Annotated in this window: 12 protein-coding genes and 1 pseudogene; 10 read left to right on the top strand and 3 right to left on the bottom strand. The window is 59.5% G+C overall.

Annotation, left to right across the window (positions count from 1 at the left end; genetic code table 11):
* Positions 1-58: 58 nt before the first annotated feature.
* Positions 59-1,504: an APC family permease gene (locus tag DMY87_RS16450; protein WP_110792732.1), complete on the bottom strand. Its 1,446-nt coding sequence runs from the start codon at positions 1,502-1,504 to the stop codon at positions 59-61.
* 120 nt (positions 1,505-1,624) lie between these two features.
* Between DMY87_RS16450 and DMY87_RS16445 the strand changes: the two genes are divergently transcribed.
* Together DMY87_RS16445 and DMY87_RS16440 are read left to right on the top strand one after the other, a co-directional pair.
* Positions 1,625-2,689 (top strand): AraC family transcriptional regulator, encoded by a 1,065-nt coding sequence (locus DMY87_RS16445; protein WP_110792731.1) that lies wholly within the window; start codon positions 1,625-1,627, stop codon positions 2,687-2,689.
* A 128-nt stretch (positions 2,690-2,817) separates the two neighbouring features.
* A complete protein-coding gene (locus tag DMY87_RS16440; protein WP_165826277.1) occupies positions 2,818-3,864 on the top strand; it encodes an FUSC family protein in 1,047 nt (348 codons plus the stop codon).
* Positions 3,865-3,902: 38 nt separating this feature from the next.
* Here DMY87_RS16440 and DMY87_RS16435 read toward each other — a convergent pair whose 3' ends face one another.
* Positions 3,903-4,826: a LysR family transcriptional regulator gene (locus DMY87_RS16435; RefSeq protein ID WP_110792729.1), complete on the bottom strand. Its 924-nt coding sequence runs from the start codon at positions 4,824-4,826 to the stop codon at positions 3,903-3,905.
* A gap of 153 nt (positions 4,827-4,979) precedes the next feature.
* Between DMY87_RS16435 and DMY87_RS16430 the strand changes: the two genes are divergently transcribed.
* From DMY87_RS16430 to pcaD, 4 genes are all read left to right on the top strand, one after another.
* Positions 4,980-6,161, top strand: a complete 1,182-nt coding sequence (locus tag DMY87_RS16430) for a muconate/chloromuconate family cycloisomerase (RefSeq protein WP_110792935.1) — start codon at positions 4,980-4,982, stop codon at positions 6,159-6,161.
* Positions 6,162-6,171: 10 nt separating this feature from the next.
* Positions 6,172-6,462, top strand: coding sequence for a muconolactone Delta-isomerase (catC, locus tag DMY87_RS16425; protein WP_110792728.1), 291 nt, complete (start codon positions 6,172-6,174; stop codon positions 6,460-6,462).
* Positions 6,463-6,515: 53 nt separating this feature from the next.
* Positions 6,516-7,454, top strand: a complete 939-nt coding sequence (gene catA, locus DMY87_RS16420; RefSeq protein ID WP_110792727.1) for a catechol 1,2-dioxygenase — start codon at positions 6,516-6,518, stop codon at positions 7,452-7,454.
* 82 nt (positions 7,455-7,536) lie between these two features.
* On the top strand, positions 7,537-8,328 hold the full coding sequence (gene pcaD, locus DMY87_RS16415; protein ID WP_110792934.1) for a 3-oxoadipate enol-lactonase: 792 nt from the start codon (positions 7,537-7,539) through the stop codon (positions 8,326-8,328).
* Positions 8,329-8,377: 49 nt separating this feature from the next.
* On the opposite strand, the pseudogene DMY87_RS16410 reads toward pcaD, so the two are convergent.
* Positions 8,378-9,263 (bottom strand): annotated as a pseudogene (locus tag DMY87_RS16410) (GMC family oxidoreductase); the annotation flags it as partial.
* 489 nt (positions 9,264-9,752) lie between these two features.
* Between DMY87_RS16410 and DMY87_RS16400 the strand changes: the two are divergent.
* The 4 genes from DMY87_RS16400 (at position 9,753) to DMY87_RS16385 (ending at position 14,841) form a co-directional block, all read left to right on the top strand.
* Entirely contained in the window at positions 9,753-10,742 is a 990-nt protein-coding gene (locus DMY87_RS16400; RefSeq protein ID WP_110792726.1) for a LacI family DNA-binding transcriptional regulator, read from the top strand.
* A 119-nt stretch (positions 10,743-10,861) separates the two neighbouring features.
* Positions 10,862-11,689, top strand: coding sequence for an inositol monophosphatase family protein (locus tag DMY87_RS16395; protein WP_110792933.1), 828 nt, complete (start codon positions 10,862-10,864; stop codon positions 11,687-11,689).
* A 72-nt stretch (positions 11,690-11,761) separates the two neighbouring features.
* A complete protein-coding gene (locus DMY87_RS16390) occupies positions 11,762-13,579 on the top strand; it encodes an ABC transporter permease (RefSeq protein ID WP_245408946.1) in 1,818 nt (605 codons plus the stop codon).
* 35 nt (positions 13,580-13,614) lie between these two features.
* Complete coding sequence (locus DMY87_RS16385; protein WP_110792725.1) at positions 13,615-14,841, top strand: ABC transporter substrate-binding protein; 1,227 nt, start codon at positions 13,615-13,617, stop codon at positions 14,839-14,841.
* Positions 14,842-14,843 lie beyond the last annotated feature (2 nt).

Raw genomic sequence — 14,843 nt, 5'->3', positions numbered from 1 at the left:
GGCCGCTTTGGAAAAAGACGGGACGGTTCGACGCCGTCCCGCGGTGATGGGTTGGGCGTTACGCCTCGAACACCTTGCCGAGGGCTGCATATCGGACGGGATCGGCGCCCTTGATCCGCATGGCGAAGATCACGCCGCCGAGGCCAACAAGCGCCACGATCAGCGGGAAGCTATCGACGACGATGTTCGACGCACCTGCCAGCAGTTCGAGGTTCGAGATGACCAGACCGAGCGCACCGACAAGGCCGACAAAGGAGAGCGCAGGCGCGACGAGTGTCTGCCAGGGGCCATGTCCATGGCTGTTCTTGCGGAAATAGAGGATCACCGCGATGCATACCACCGCCTGCACGGTGAGGATGCCGATGACGGTCAGGGCGGACATATACGAGAAGACGACGGCGAACGGGTCCTGTCCGGCAAGCGCAAACGCGATGATCACGGTGGCGGCCAAGGCGGACTGCAGCATGCCGGCAACATGGGGCGAACCATGAACCGCATGAACCTTGCCCAGCACACGAGCCGCGAGCCCTTCGCGTCCAAGCGCAAAGAAGTAGCGATTGAGCGTGTTGTGGAAGGAAAGCACGCAGGCAAACAGGCTGGTGATCAGGAGCAGGTTCATGGCGGTTGCCGACCATGCGCCAAGCACATCGGTCGCTGCGCCGAAATAGAAGGCGTCGAGCGACGCAGCCGCAGTTTCCTGCACCTTCGACGGACCGTAATGCAGTCCGATCGTCCAGGTGGAAAAGGCGTAGAAGACGGCGATCAGAAGAACGGAGATATAGGTCGCGCGGGGAATCGTTTTTTCCGGACGGTCGACCTCTTCGGCGAAGATCGCCGTCGCCTCGAAGCCGATGAAGGACCCGACAACGAAGACGAGTGTCACGCCCAGCCCCGCGCTGAACACCGTGGAGGGCTCGAAGGAAATCAGGTTGATGCCCTCAGGCCCGCCGCCTGCGAGCAGTATCGCAATATTCAGCAGGAGCAGGATGACGATTTCCGCCACCATGCAGATCCCCAGAATCGCACCCGAGAAGGCGATGTTGCGCTGGCCTGCCAGATGCACGAGCACCAGGAAGCCGAGTGACCAGACATACCAGGGCAGATCGGCACCGACCTCAACCATCATGTTGTGGGTGAAAAGGCCGAGCAAGCCATAGACCGCGATCTGGACGGAGCTATAGGTCAAAAGCGCAATGAAGGCACCGCCCACACCGGCAGGCTTGCCGATGCCCTGTGTGATGTAGGTATAAAACGCGCCTGCCCCGCCAACATGCCGGCTCATGGTGGTGAAGCCGACCGAGAAGAGCAGGTAAAGCAGACCGGCAAGCACGAAGGCGCCGGGAACCCCGGCGCCATTGCCGAAAGCAAATGCAGGCGGCGTTGCACCAACGACAGCGGTCAGCGGCGCGGCAGCGGCAACGACGAAGAAGATGATATGGGCGATGCCCACGGAATTCCGGGCCAGACGTCCTGTGGACGCTGGCGCATTCTTGGCGACAGTCATGTGAACCCCTCACGGTTTCTTTGTTTATTGTTAAGAAAGATGAGAGAGCGCTGGCCGCTTGGATATTGCTATATATGACATTTATTTGATAGTTTATGCCAAACAGTGGAGAAATTGGCCATGTCCAAGGGCGCCGTGCAGATTGGCGGGCGACAATCCGTCACTTATATCCGCGTCGCGGCACTGACCCCGTTCATCGAGCATCTCCAGAATGCGGGCGTTTCGCCCGCCACCTTGCTCAATCGACAGGCCATCCCGTCGAGCCAACTTGGCGATCCCTATGCATTGATCCCTCTCCACCACTTCGTCGCCTTTCTCGAAGATGCTGCGGCAGCAACAGGTGATGATGCGTTTGGTGCAAAGCTCGGCGCCCATCTCAAACCTGCCGATATCGGCCCCATGGGCATCCTGTTCTCCGTTTCTCCGTCCATTCACATCGCCCTTCAACGGATTGCGCGCCTCGCCAATTCCCTGCAGGGCGCGACCAGTTCCGGCGTCGTGGAAGAAGACGGCACGCTGACCTGGAGCTACGCCTTGACCGATCGCACCATCTGGCCACGCAGGCAGGATGCGGAATACTCCATGGCGGCGACCTGCGAACTGGTGCGATCCTGCTTTCGCGCCAACCTCAACCCGCTCGAAGTGCATTTCGAGCATGAGCGTCCGGCAAAGATCGAGCCTTTGAAGCGCATATTCCGGGCACCGATCCTGTTTTCGCAGTCCAGCAATCGGCTGATCTATGATGTCGAGGAGACCGACCGCGTCTATCGTACCGAAGACAAATTCCTCATTGCCACGCTGGAGCGGCACCTTGCCGACCTGATCAGCGAGATGAAGCCAGAAGACGGGGTTTCGGAAAAGGTGAACTTCCTCATACAGCTCTATCTCGGGCGGCGCCCCGTCACGACGACCTTCCTCGCCCAGGAACTGGGCATGAGCTTGCGCACACTGCAACGGCGCTTGGATGACGAGGGCACCTCGGTGCGGGCCTTGATGCGCAAGCACCGGTCGGAACTGGCGGCCAACCTTCTGGAGCGTCCGGATACCCGCGCAGCCAACGTCGCGCTGGCACTCGGCTATGCCGACGGCGCCGCCTTCTCGCGCGCGTTCAAGGATTGGACCGGACAATCGCCTCGCGAAGCAAGACCGCACCGATCGCGAAAACTGCAACTGCCGGAAGACTGACGATATTTCGCCAAGGTCGGCATCGGCACACAATCTCGGTTCTGGACAAGCACGCAAGAGGCAGCTAGGAGCCGAGCGCTCAGTCAGCGCACCCCAGCTGGAACCAGCGACGCAAAGGTATGAAACTCATGGCGACCAGGCCTATATGGCAGGTGGCAGGCGTCAGCCCGGCCATTCTCTTCCTCGCGTTGCAACTCTTTATCGCTTCTGCAGCGGCGCTCGGACTTGCCAAGATGTTTGGCCTTGCCAATCCGTTCTGGGCCGCCATGCCCGTCTGGGTGGTACACCAGGCGTTCAGGGAAGATCTTCTGACGCGTGCGGCGTTGCGCATTGTCGGAACGTTGATCGGCGCGGCAGTTTCCCTAGGTCTGCTTTTCCTCGATCCACCTCAATCGGTGCTCATTCTCTGCCTGTCCGGGTTCATCGGCGCTTGTGCGGCTCTCGCATTCCGCATCGGCACGACGCGAAGCTACGGCGCTTTCATGGCCGCGATCACAATGCTCGTTGTCGTGCTGCCGTTTCTATCCCGCCTGCCACACGACGCAGTTGCGACCCCGGTCGCGCTCGCCGTCGATCGCATCCTTTGCACAATTCTCGGTGTTGTTTGCGTAGCGGCGGTCACCGTCGTCTTTACTCCTGCGCGCGGCGCTCCTCCTGCGCGTCAGCCGCATGGCCGCACCCGAACGGCCGGTATCAAGCGCTTTCTGATCTGTGCCGGAGCGACGATGGCTGCGGGAATCACAACCGCAGGCTTTGCAAGTTTCCAGGTCCTTGCTTTCGGCATGACCCTGGTCGTCTACACGCTGATCATGTCGAGTGCACCCGATCCAAGACCAATACACCGCAACCTTCTGCCGGGGGTCGCAATCGGTGTCATCAGCGGCATCGTGTACCACACAGCAAGCTATACGCTGCTCGCCGATACGCCTGTGCTACTCGTTGTGTTGACGGCCCTCTTCCTGGCTGCAGGGGCAATGCTCAGAGCGCACCCCGCGACGCAGGGCATGGGCCTCGACGCCAACATGTGCTTCCTGCTGGTGGCCGAGGTTGGCACCTGGCGACATGGAATGTCCGATGTGGCGCTTGCAGGCATGGCGATGCTGGCAGCAGCAGCCGTGGCTTGGTTGCTGATCAAGCTCGAACTTCTCCGCGACTTTCCAACGGAACCGATTTGAGACCGCCACGAACCTGCAGAAGATGGCCGGCACCCTCCCTAAGAGGGAACGTCACTCCACAGATCCAACGATGAAGCATCGTCCATTTGCATCTCAAGAGCGAGCCTCCTGACCAATGTAACGTGGGCAGAATTGTCGCTGACGCGCTGACTGAGGACGACAGGGGAAGTGGACCGTTCACCAGCGAGGAGGCGATAATGGACATCCGAGCGCAGTTTGCGGGCTGACGCAGGAACGACGCAGACGCCAGCCTCTGCCGCCACCAGGCCAAGCGCTGTCTGAATTTCGGTTACCTCCTGAATTTCAGCGGGGCGGACGTCTTTCTCAAGCAGCACATTCAGGACATGATCTGCAAAGCTCGGGCGCGGTGTGCGCGGATAAAGGATCAGTTTTTCCCCGACCAGGGCTTCAGGCAGAATGGGATCAACGGTAAAAGCGAGCCGCGTATCACGAGCAATCGCAACGGCAAGCGGCTCTTCCCGGAGAATTGTAGTGACAATCTGCGGATCGGTGTGTCGCAACCGTCCAAAGCCGATGTCGATCCGGCCCTCCTTCAAGGCAGAGACTTGGTGCACCGACATCATCTCGAGAAGCTGGATATCGACATCTGGCGCCTGCTGTCTCAGTTTGCGTACGAGTGCGGGTAGGCCGCCATAAAGTGTGGATGCCACGAATCCGATCGACAGCACGCTGTTCTGGTTGAGACCCACACGGCGGGTTGCCTCTTTCATCTGCTCGACGCGCCCGAGAATCTGCAGGGCCTGTTCGTTAAAGACACGACCAGCTTCCGTCAGGCGGACGGGCCGGCTGGAGCGGATGATGAGGTCTACGCCGAGTTCCTCCTCCAGCAACTGGATTTGCCGGCTTAAGGGTGGTTGCGCCATGTGCAGCAGATCGGCGGCGCGCGTGAAGTTGCGCTCCTTCGCCACGGCGACAAAGTATCTAAGCTGCCTGAGATCCATCTGCGCACCCGCCCCTCACTATCATAGTTTCAACAGGGTGCGCCAAATCACATCAGAAAACCAGCGGGCAAAACAGGCATCATACCTGGAAGGTATCATGCGACACTGAAATGGTCTTGGACGGGACCCACGTTCTTTTCCATGATCATCCGCATGAACGCGACCATTCACCCACACCTTGAGGCGCTTGCCGCCACCCCGACCATCGAACGCATCGAAACGATGCTCGTCGACCTGCCGACGATCCGACCACACAAGCTTTCGGTCGCGACGATGACGGGCCAGACGCTGATGCTGGTCCGGATCCATGCCAGCGACGGGATCGTCGGCATCGGCGAAGGCACGACCATTGGTGGACTGGCCTATGGCGGCGAAAGCCCTGAAAGCATGAAGCTTTCCATCGATCAATATTTCGCACCGGTGCTTCTTGGCCAGGATGCCACGCGCGTCCAGTCCCTGATGGCGCGGCTCGGCAAGAGGGTGAAGGACAACCGCTTCGCAAAGAGCGCGGTGGAAACGGCCCTCCTCGACGCGCAGGGCAAGCGCGTCGGATTGCCCATCAGCGAAATCCTCGGCGGTCGCCGCCGAGATCGGTTACCTGTGGCCTGGACGCTTGCATCGGGAGACACCGCCCGCGACATCGACGAGGCCGAGCAGATGCTTGCGCTCCACCGCCATTCGATCTTCAAGCTGAAGATCGGCCTGCGATCGGTTCGCGAGGATGTCGCCCATGTTGCCGCCATCAAGCGCGCACTCGGGGACCGCGCGGCTGTCCGCGTCGATGTCAACATGGCCTGGACCGAAACCGAAGCCAATCTCGGCATTGCAGCCCTTGCCGATGCCGGCTGCGAACTCGTCGAGCAGCCGGTCAAATCCACCGCAGCACTCGGTCGCCTCGTCCGTCGCTTCCCGATCGCGGTCATGGCGGACGAATCCCTGAACGGACCGGAGAGCGCCTTCGAGATCGCACGCACCAACGGCGCCGATGTCTTTGCCGTCAAGGTGGAGCAGAGTGGCGGGCCCTTCAATGCGCAGCGCGTCGCCACCGTTGCCGATTCGGCCGGCATCGAACTCTACGGCGGCACCATGCTTGAGGGCGCAATCGGGACTATCGTTTCGGCCCATGTCTTCTCGACCTTTGCGGAACTGCAATGGGGAACCGAGTTGTTCGGCCCGCTGCTTCTCACCGAAGAAATCCTTGAGGCGCCGCTCGACTACGGCAATTTCTCGCTGGCTGTCCCCACTGGTCCCGGTCTCGGCATCTCGCTCGACGAAGAAAAGCTCAAGCGCTTCACCCGCGAGGGATCGCGCCACATGACCGCAGCGCAGGATTGAGGAGGGGACGATGCTGTTTCACGTCAAGATGACCGTCAACCTGCCGCATGATCTGCCTGCGGACCAAACGGCCGAAATCCTCCAGCGGGAGAAAGCCTATTCGCAGTCGCTGCAGTCACAAGGCAAATGGCGCCATATCTGGCGGATCGCCGGACACTACGCAAACATCAGCATCTTCGACGTGGCTGATAATGACGAGTTGCATGCGCTGCTGTCAGGCCTGCCCCTTTTCAAATTCATGGACATCGAGGTGATGCCGCTGCTTCGCCACCCCTCGGCTGTTCGCGACGACGACCGTTGACGACTATGCCGGAGACATCTGGCTCAATTCACCCCATGTGAGGAGGACATGACATGAGCGTAAAGATCTTCAACCGCCCCGACATCCAGGACTTTCTCAAGGTCTTGAGCGGCTTTGACCAGAAAGACGGTAATCTGCGCGTCAAGCAGATCGTCCATCGGGTCGTCTCGGATCTCTTCAAGACGATCGACGACCTCGACGTGACGCCAGACGAGTACTGGACGGCGATTGCCTGGGTCAATGAGATCGGCGCGTCCGGTCAGGCCGGCCTGATTTCGCCCGGCCTTGGCCTGGACCACTTCCTCGACGAGCGTCTGGATGCCATCGACGATGCGCTCGGCATCAAGAACGAGACGCCGCGGACGATCGAGGGGCCGCTCTATGTGGCTGGCGCTCCGGAATGTCAGGGCTTCGCCCGTCTCGATGACGGCACGGATACGGACGGTCATACGCTGATCATGCATGGCACCGTTTACGGTGCCGACGGCAAGCCGAGCGCCGGGGCGAAGGTCGAGGTCTGGCATTGCGACACGCGTGGCTTCTATTCGCACTTCGATCCGACCGGCAAGCAGGCGCCCTTCAACATGCGCCGCACCATCATCACGGACGAGAAGGGTCGCTACAAGTTCCGCAGCATCGTGCCGCACGGCTATGGCGTTCCGCCGGGCAGCCCGACCGAAAAGCTGCTGTCGGCGCTCGGTCGCCACGGCCAGCGTCCGGCCCATATCCACTTCTTCGTCAGTGCAGATGGGCATCGCAAGCTGACCACGCAGATCAACATCGCCGGCGACCCGCTGATCAACGATGACTTTGCCTATGCCACGCGTGACGGCCTGGTGCCCGATGTCATCGAGCGCACCGACGAGACCAACATCAAGGCGAATGGCTTGAATGGTCCCTTTGCCGAGATCGTCTTCGACATCAAGCTGACAGCCCTCCTCGACGGTGTCGACAACCAGGTGAACGCCCTGCGCCCGCGCGCTGTTGCCTGATGAATATGGGTTGACAGCCGCTCCTCCGGGGCGGCTGTCAACAAACGCCGTTCTCGGTCATCTGCACTGGTTCGTAACCCTCATGCCTTACCTGATCCTGCCAAGCCATCGCCTGCACTATCAGGTCGAAAACACGGCCACCGATCGTCCCTGGCTGGTATTCTGCAACTCGCTGGGAACAGACCTTTCAATGTGGGAGCCGCAGGTGGCAAGCCTCGCCCGGCATTTCAGAATCCTGCGCTACGATCGTCGCGGCCATGGCTTGTCGACTGCTCCGAGCACAGGTTGCACCCTCGATGAACTTGGCAATGATCTCCTGCAGTTGCTGGATGCATTGGGGATCGAGCGGACGCATTTCTGCGGCTTGTCGATCGGCGGACTGATCGGCCAATGGCTGGGGATAAATGCAGCCAAGCGGATCGACAAGATCGTGGTCGCAGCAACGGCACCGAAGATCGGCACCGCGGAGGCTTGGAGCGGACGCGTCGATCTTGTTCGTTCACAAGGCTTGAAAGCACTCCTTCCAGGTACTCGGGAGCGCTGGTTTTCGCCTGAGTTTGCAGCCACGGCACCCGTCACCGTCAATCATTTCCTGAAAGTGTTCGAGGCGACCTCCGTCGATGCCTATGTCGGATGTTGCATCGCGCTCTCAAATGCAGATCTGGGCGACCAGATCGGGCAGATACCAAATCAACTCCTGGCGATCGCTGGCACCAGCGATAGCGTCTGCCCACCTGAGGACGTCAACCAATTATCGCTGAAGGTCCCGGCGGGTCAATATTGCTCCTTGCCGGGCCGCCATCTTGTCAGCACCGAATCGGCTCAGGCGTTCAACAAGCTCCTGGTCGATTTTTTTGGTGCCGACTGCGCCTGAGAATAGATATTCGGCTAAGGAATGCGCTCCAGAGTTGGCGCGGCGTGTGGTCGGTCGAGAGGTAATTCGGACGGATCTCGGGCTGCAGGGCCGGATCTGTCGAGGTGATGTGGTATGTGCTGGCGCTGGTCGGGCGCAACTGACAGACAGAGACGGTGATTGCCGGAAACGGATGGAGCGGATCGCCGAGCTTGTCGGTGGACAGCGGCTGGATGTGATATTCGATGTTGGGCCGGTCTTCGTCCGGATTGGACCGCGTGAACATGCCGAACTGGCTGGGTGCCCTCGACATGGGGCCAGAGCGGAAAGGGCATATTAGGGCGCCAGGAATTGGCCAGCTGGTTCAGCGTCACCGTGTTCTGCACCTTGAAGTCGGCGCGCGGTTCGATGCCGACTTTGCGGGCACCCTGCTGGACCGCTTCGAGGATATCCCATTTCAGGCGCTGGCGGCTGACCTTCCAGGGGCCACCCTTTGCATGCATGTCTCCTGAAGGCCCGTGATAGTCCTCGGACTTCCGGAAATAGGGCAGCACATCCGACCAGCCCCAGCCTGGTTTGCCGAGATCGCGCCAGCCGTCGTAGTCGGCGGCCTGACCCCGCATATAGATCATGCCATTGACCGAGGTGCAGCCGCCGAGCACCTTGCCGCGCGGATAGGCGAGGCTCCGTCCGCTGAGACCGGGTTCGGATGCGGTGCGCATCATCCAGCCGGTGCGCGGATTGCCGATGCAGTAGAGATAGCCGACGGGGATCTGCACCCAATGATAGCGGTCCGATCCGCCGGCCTCCAGGAGCAGCACGCAGGTCTTCGGATCCTCCGTCAGGCGGGCGGCGAGTACGCAGCCCGCCGTCCCTGCCCCGACGATGACATAGGCATAGGCATAGGCATAGGCATAGGCATAGGCATAGGCATAGTCGCCATCGAGCCGTGTCATGTCCAGCATGATCTGTCCTTTCGTTGACGATGAAGGTCGCCGATGTCCGTCTGTGATCTTCGCCCGGCGCCGCTGCAGCCAAGCGATCCAGCAAGAGTGTCGAGGAGATTGCCGCCAAATCCGCAACCGGAATACCTGCTGACCGCTAAGGGCGTCCGGAAGAATTCACCGCTGTCGCCGTTTTCGTGACGTCCGAGCGAGCCTCGTACGCAACCGGAAGCAACATCCGTGTCGATGGCGGCGCTATCAGATCCGTGTAACACCGGATGGTCTACGCACCCGGAACTCCGCAGGTTCCGTTTTCGTCGGGCATGTCTGGCATTCCAAAGGTGTTTTGCATGGCGCACCACAAGGTATGGTAAGCACATTTAAAACAGTTTCGCGGACCGCGCGTTACAATATTCAAGGTGGCATGCCGACATTGTAAGGATGGGAAAAGTATCGTAGTGCGAAGAACATCGTGCAACCTCTTCTTCGCGTTGGAATCCCATGGCCAAGGCCTTTGTCACGTCCGTCGACGTCGCTCAAAGAGCAGGCGTGTCGCGTTCTGCTGTGTCCCGGACATTTACGGAAGGTGCCAGCGTCTCCCCTGACGTGCGCCGCAAGGTGCTTCAGGCCGCCCAAGAATTGGGATACCGCGTCAACAGGCTCGCGCAGGGGCTCAACAACTCCTCGTCCAATCTCGTTGGGGTCGTTGGGGCGAACCTTTCCCTACCGTTCATGGCAAAGCAATTGGACATGCTCAGCATCGGATTGCTGCGACGCGGCCAACAATGCCTGCTATTGAATGCTGCGGATGCACGCAGCGACATTGCGCCCCTCATCGAGCTGATTTTCGAATTTCGAGCCCGCGCCATTGTCGTGCTTTCCGGCGAACCGCCGATGTCTATCGTCGATGAGTGTCTTGCAAACGGTGTTAAGCTCATCGTCATCAACAGGCAGCTTGCTCGGTCAGATACCGACATGATTCTGAGTGATGACGTTGCCGGGGCCACGCTTGCGGCCGAGCGACTGAAGCTGGCGGGATGTCGCAAGGTTGCCGTCGTCACCAGCGGAACGGAGACACCGACGCAATTGCGCCGTTGCGAGGCATTTTCAGTTGCTATGGGCGCAGCCGGCGTCAACCTTGTCGTCTGGCACGACGGCCCAACCACCTATGAGACGGGCCTCAAGGCTGCGCGGGAGCTTCTCTCCGACCCCGAAATCGACGGTGCATTTTGCGTCACCGATATCATGGCGATCGGGTTTCTCGACGGCGCCCGCAACGACATGGGGCGCCACGTGCCCGATGATCTGTCGATCATCGGTTTCGATGATATTCCGCAGGCCTCTTGGCGGAGCTACGAGCTGACGACCATATCGCAATCGTTCGAGATCCTGACGGAGGCCGTTCTGGCAGCACTGGATCATGAACTTGGCCAGTCGGTGATAACCACAGTTCCGGTCACCCTCATTGAGCGCAAAACGGTCCGCTCCTGAGAAATTTCCTGCCTTGAAAGCATTTCCCGAGTGATCGGTCGATCCGGGCTTGCACGCATTGAACACGTGTGCAATATTGCACACGTGTTCAATGGAGAAGAATGCGGATGCCGGCAGCAATGACCTATACAAACGACCTGGATTGCCGAGCCAAACTGTGTCGGGACGTCATTCTGTCCGCAGGAGCCCTGGCTCTGGAAGGCTTTCAAAATGCCAAGGCCGCAGGCTTTTCAATGAAAGGACCACAGGACTACCTCACCGAAACCGATGCGGCCTCTGAGGCGCACATTCGCCAGAAGATCGCGGCCGCATTCCCGGACGACAGTTTCTTTGGTGAAGAAGGCGGTGGAAACATTCGTGAACGGGTTTGGGTCGTCGATCCGATCGATGGTACCGCCAATTTTGCCCGCGGCATTCCACATTTCTGCATTTCCATCGGCTATGTCGAAGACAATGTTGCAAAGCTTGGGGCCATCTACAATCCGGCTCTGGACGAGCTCTATTTTTGCCGCGCTGGTGAGGGCGCGACCCGCAATGGCCAGCCGATCTCGGCGGCCCGCACCGACCGTTTCGACAGGGCAACGGTTGAGCTTGGCTGGTCAACCCGCATCCCCAACGCCCGATACCTGGACGCCATGACCCGACTTCTGGAGAAGGGTGCCAATGTGCGGCGCGCAGGTTCCGGCGCCATGGCGCTGGCCTATGTCGCGGATGGCCGCTCGGACGGTTATGTCGAGTTGCACATGAATTCCTGGGACTGCGTGCCAGGTCTTCTGCTGGTGGCGGAAGCGGGCGGGCGCGTCTGCCCGTTCTTTGAAATTGGCTCACTGCAGAACGGCGGGGCCGTTCTCGCAAGCGCACCGGCAATTGCCGAGGGCATCAGCGACGCGGTCGGCATCGCGCTAGCGGCCCCGCGGGACAAGCGTGCGAGGGAACACGCTGCTTGAACAGGAGGTATCGCGGGCAGCCGCGATCTGCGGATTGCACGGCTTGGAGCGCCGTCTGGGAGGAAAAACAGAGTGACCCTATTTTCGGAAGCAGGCGGACGGGAAGGCCGGCGTTGGGCACGGCGCATCACCCATTTCTTCTCATCGCCAGAGCGCTTGATCGCCCTTGGGCTTGCGGTCCTACTGGGACTGCTTGTCATCGTGCCGCTGTTCCAACTTGTGCGCGAAACGGTCACCGTTCAACCCTACGATTCTGCCTATTTGCCGGGGCGGCAGCCAGGCGAGCTTACGTTTTTCCACTATGAGCGGGTTTTCGGCGGCCGGCTTTCGTGGGCATTGTTCTACAAACCCTTCATGAATTCTCTCGTGACGGCATTCGGTGCAACGGTGATCTGCCTGGCGCTGGGATCCCTGCTTGCCTGGATTGTCGTGCGCACCAATGTGCCGTTTCGCGAGTTCGTCAACACGGCCGTCGTGCTACCCTATATGCTGCCATCCTGGGTGATGGCATTGGCATGGGTCACCTTTTTCAAGAATGACCGTGTGGGGGGCACGTCCGGCGTCTTTGCCTATCTCTTCGGGGTTCAGCCACCTGATTGGATCGCTTTTGGCGGCCTGCCCATCGTCATCTGCCTGTCACTGCATTACTATGTCTACGGCTTTCTGATTATCTCCGGCTCGCTTGCCACCGTAGACAGCCAGCTCGAAGAGGCGGGCGCGATCGCCGGCATGTCTCGGCTGCGGCAGTTCGTGTCGATCACCGCGCCGCTGGTCCTTCCAGCCGTCGGTTCTGCGGTTGTCATGACCTTCATCCGAGTGATTGGTTCCTTTGGAACGCCGGCGGTCCTGGGCATGCCGATCCGCTATTTCGTACTGCCCACGCAGATTTACGCCGCAATCGGATCACGCAATGTGGGAGACGGCTATCTGTTGGCGCTCGTTCTGGTCCTGATGGCAGTTCTCTTCATCTGGATCAACCAGCGGATGATCGGCGTGCGCAAGAGCTTTGTGACCATGTCGGGCAAGGGATTTCGCCGGCGCGAAATTGATCTTGGCGGCGCACGATGGCTGGTTTTCGCCTTCGTCGTTGGCCTGATGTGCCTGACGGTCATTCTGCCGCTCGGACTGCTAGTACTCCAGTCGCTGTCGCGTACCGCCGGGAACTATGATCTTTCCAATCTGACCTTGCACTACTGGATTGGTGCGCGCGGCGAGGTCAATGCGCTTTATGCGGGTGTCTTCCAGAACCCGCAGATCCTGCACGCCGCCTGGAACAGCCTTCGCCTGGCATTCTTTACCGCCGTAGCCACTGGCATTCTCGGCTTCCTTATCGGCTACGTGGTGGTGAAAACACGCGGAAGCCTCTCTTCGCGGGCGCTGGAGCTTGCTGCCTTCCTGCCCTACATTTTTCCTGCTGTGGCATTTGGCGCCATCTATATCGGCATGTTCTCGCGACCGGTCGGGCCGATCCCGGCACTTTATGGCACGTTTGCGCTTCTGGTTCTGATCGCCGCAGTGAAAAACCTGCCCTATACTTCGCGCACCGGCATCGCAGCCATGTTGCAGATCGACAAGTCTCTTGAAGAGTCAGCACGCGTGCAGGGCATTGGCTGGGTCAGCCGCGTCCGTCACATTGTCGCCCCTCTGGCCGCGTCCGGTCTGGTATCCGGCATGCTGCTGAGCTTCATCGGCACGATGCGCGAACTGTCATTGATCATCCTGCTTGTCACGCCGTCCACGGCGGTCCTTGCAAGCGTGATCTACACCTATCAGACGGATGATGTTCCCCAGTTGATTGGAGCTGCAACGCTTCTGCTCGTCGCACTGGTCGTGGGCTGCAACATCCTGTTCCGGCTGGTTTTCCGAAATACGAAGATGGGGTTTGCTTGAGGAGGCGACCTTTGCAACAGGGAGGAAGAATTCAAATGGGACTGTTCAAGAAACGCGTGGCGATTGCCACATTTGCATGCCTCATCGGCACTGCAGCCTATGCTCAGGACGCAGCATTCGATGCCTGGCTGAAGGCGGCAGAGCTTGGTTCGCACCAGCCGAAGGAAGAAAACTGGGATGACATCGTAAAGAAGGCCAAGGCCGAGGGGGAAGTCACCATCTATTCCTCCTCGTCGAGCGTTAATGCGCTGGCCGAGGACTTCATGAAGCTTTACCCGGAAATCAAGGTGAATGCCTATGATCTCGGCTCGGAAAAGACCATCGAAAAGGTGGTGCGTGAGCAGCAGGCCGGCATTTTTGCCGTAGATGTGGTCAACACTGCCGGCACTGCCCAGATGTTCTACGACCTCCTGCCTAATCACCGCATCGTCAATTATGTGCCGCGTTACCTGGAGGACAAGATCCCTGTCGAGCTTCGTGAGCCACTGCTGACGCAGGTGATCGAAGCCACGGTGCTGATGTATAATGCGGATACCTACAAGGACGCACCGCCGGTCACCAATGTCTGGCAGTTGACCGAACCGGCCTGGAACAAGCGTTTCGCGATGAAAAGCCCGCTTGGCTCGCTGACGTCACTTTCGCTTTTGACCTCCATCGTCGAGCACGCCGATGACTTTGCAAAATCCTACGAAAAATATGCCGGAAAACCGCTTGTCTTGTCCGACGGCATCGAAAATGCCGGTTACGAATTCCTGCATCGACTGCTGAAGAATGACCTGGTCATCTACGATTCCGGTTCCAAGCTGGCGACAGCCTCCGGCCTCAAGGGACAGGCAAAACCGCCTGTCACCTTCTCCAGCATGCATTACATCAACAAGAACGGCAGTGACGATTATGCCAATGCCATTCTGTACGACATCGATCCGGCCGGGGTCTTTGCCTATTCGACCTATGTGGCGATTGCCGGTCAGTCGCCGCATCCCAATGCAGCCAAACTGTTCATCGCCTTCCAGATGGGATCAAAGGACTTAACCCCCGATACCAAGCTTGAAAAGCCCTATCGCGACGGCGACAGCCTGAAGAAGCTGCAGGGTATGGCCGCCTATTTCAAAGTTGGCACGTTTTCACCGCGCACTGATGTGCCGCTACCCAAGGGCGGAGAGAACTGGCCGAAAGTGCGCAAGATTTTCGGCTCGGCTGAATATCAGCGCGACCATGTCGCTGAAGTCAACGATTTCTGGGTGGTAGAGACCAGCAACTGAGG

It is taken from the genome of Peteryoungia wuzhouensis (assembly GCF_003205195.1).
In the GTDB taxonomy this organism is placed as follows: Bacteria; Pseudomonadota; Alphaproteobacteria; order Rhizobiales; family Rhizobiaceae; genus Allorhizobium; species Allorhizobium wuzhouense.
Note: the sequence above shows the minus strand (reverse complement) of the source record. Positions and strands in the feature narration are given on the sequence as shown.

What these genes read in the sequence shown, in the direction of transcription:
- DMY87_RS16450 (WP_110792732.1), bottom strand. Translation starts at nt 1,504, where the DNA reads ATGACTGTCGCCAAGAATGCGCCAGCGTCCACAGGACGTCTGGCCCGG.
- DMY87_RS16385 (WP_110792725.1), top strand. Translation starts at nt 13,615, where the DNA reads ATGGGACTGTTCAAGAAACGCGTGGCGATTGCCACATTTGCATGCCTC.
- DMY87_RS16395 (WP_110792933.1), top strand. Translation starts at nt 10,862, where the DNA reads ATGACCTATACAAACGACCTGGATTGCCGAGCCAAACTGTGTCGGGAC.
- DMY87_RS16400 (WP_110792726.1), top strand. Translation starts at nt 9,753, where the DNA reads ATGGCCAAGGCCTTTGTCACGTCCGTCGACGTCGCTCAAAGAGCAGGC.
- DMY87_RS16440 (WP_165826277.1), top strand. Translation starts at nt 2,818, where the DNA reads ATGGCGACCAGGCCTATATGGCAGGTGGCAGGCGTCAGCCCGGCCATT.
- catA (WP_110792727.1), top strand. Translation starts at nt 6,516, where the DNA reads ATGAGCGTAAAGATCTTCAACCGCCCCGACATCCAGGACTTTCTCAAG.
- DMY87_RS16445 (WP_110792731.1), top strand. Translation starts at nt 1,625, where the DNA reads ATGTCCAAGGGCGCCGTGCAGATTGGCGGGCGACAATCCGTCACTTAT.
- catC (WP_110792728.1), top strand. Translation starts at nt 6,172, where the DNA reads ATGCTGTTTCACGTCAAGATGACCGTCAACCTGCCGCATGATCTGCCT.
- DMY87_RS16435 (WP_110792729.1), bottom strand. Translation starts at nt 4,826, where the DNA reads ATGGATCTCAGGCAGCTTAGATACTTTGTCGCCGTGGCGAAGGAGCGC.
- DMY87_RS16430 (WP_110792935.1), top strand. Translation starts at nt 4,980, where the DNA reads ATGAACGCGACCATTCACCCACACCTTGAGGCGCTTGCCGCCACCCCG.
- pcaD (WP_110792934.1), top strand. Translation starts at nt 7,537, where the DNA reads ATGCCTTACCTGATCCTGCCAAGCCATCGCCTGCACTATCAGGTCGAA.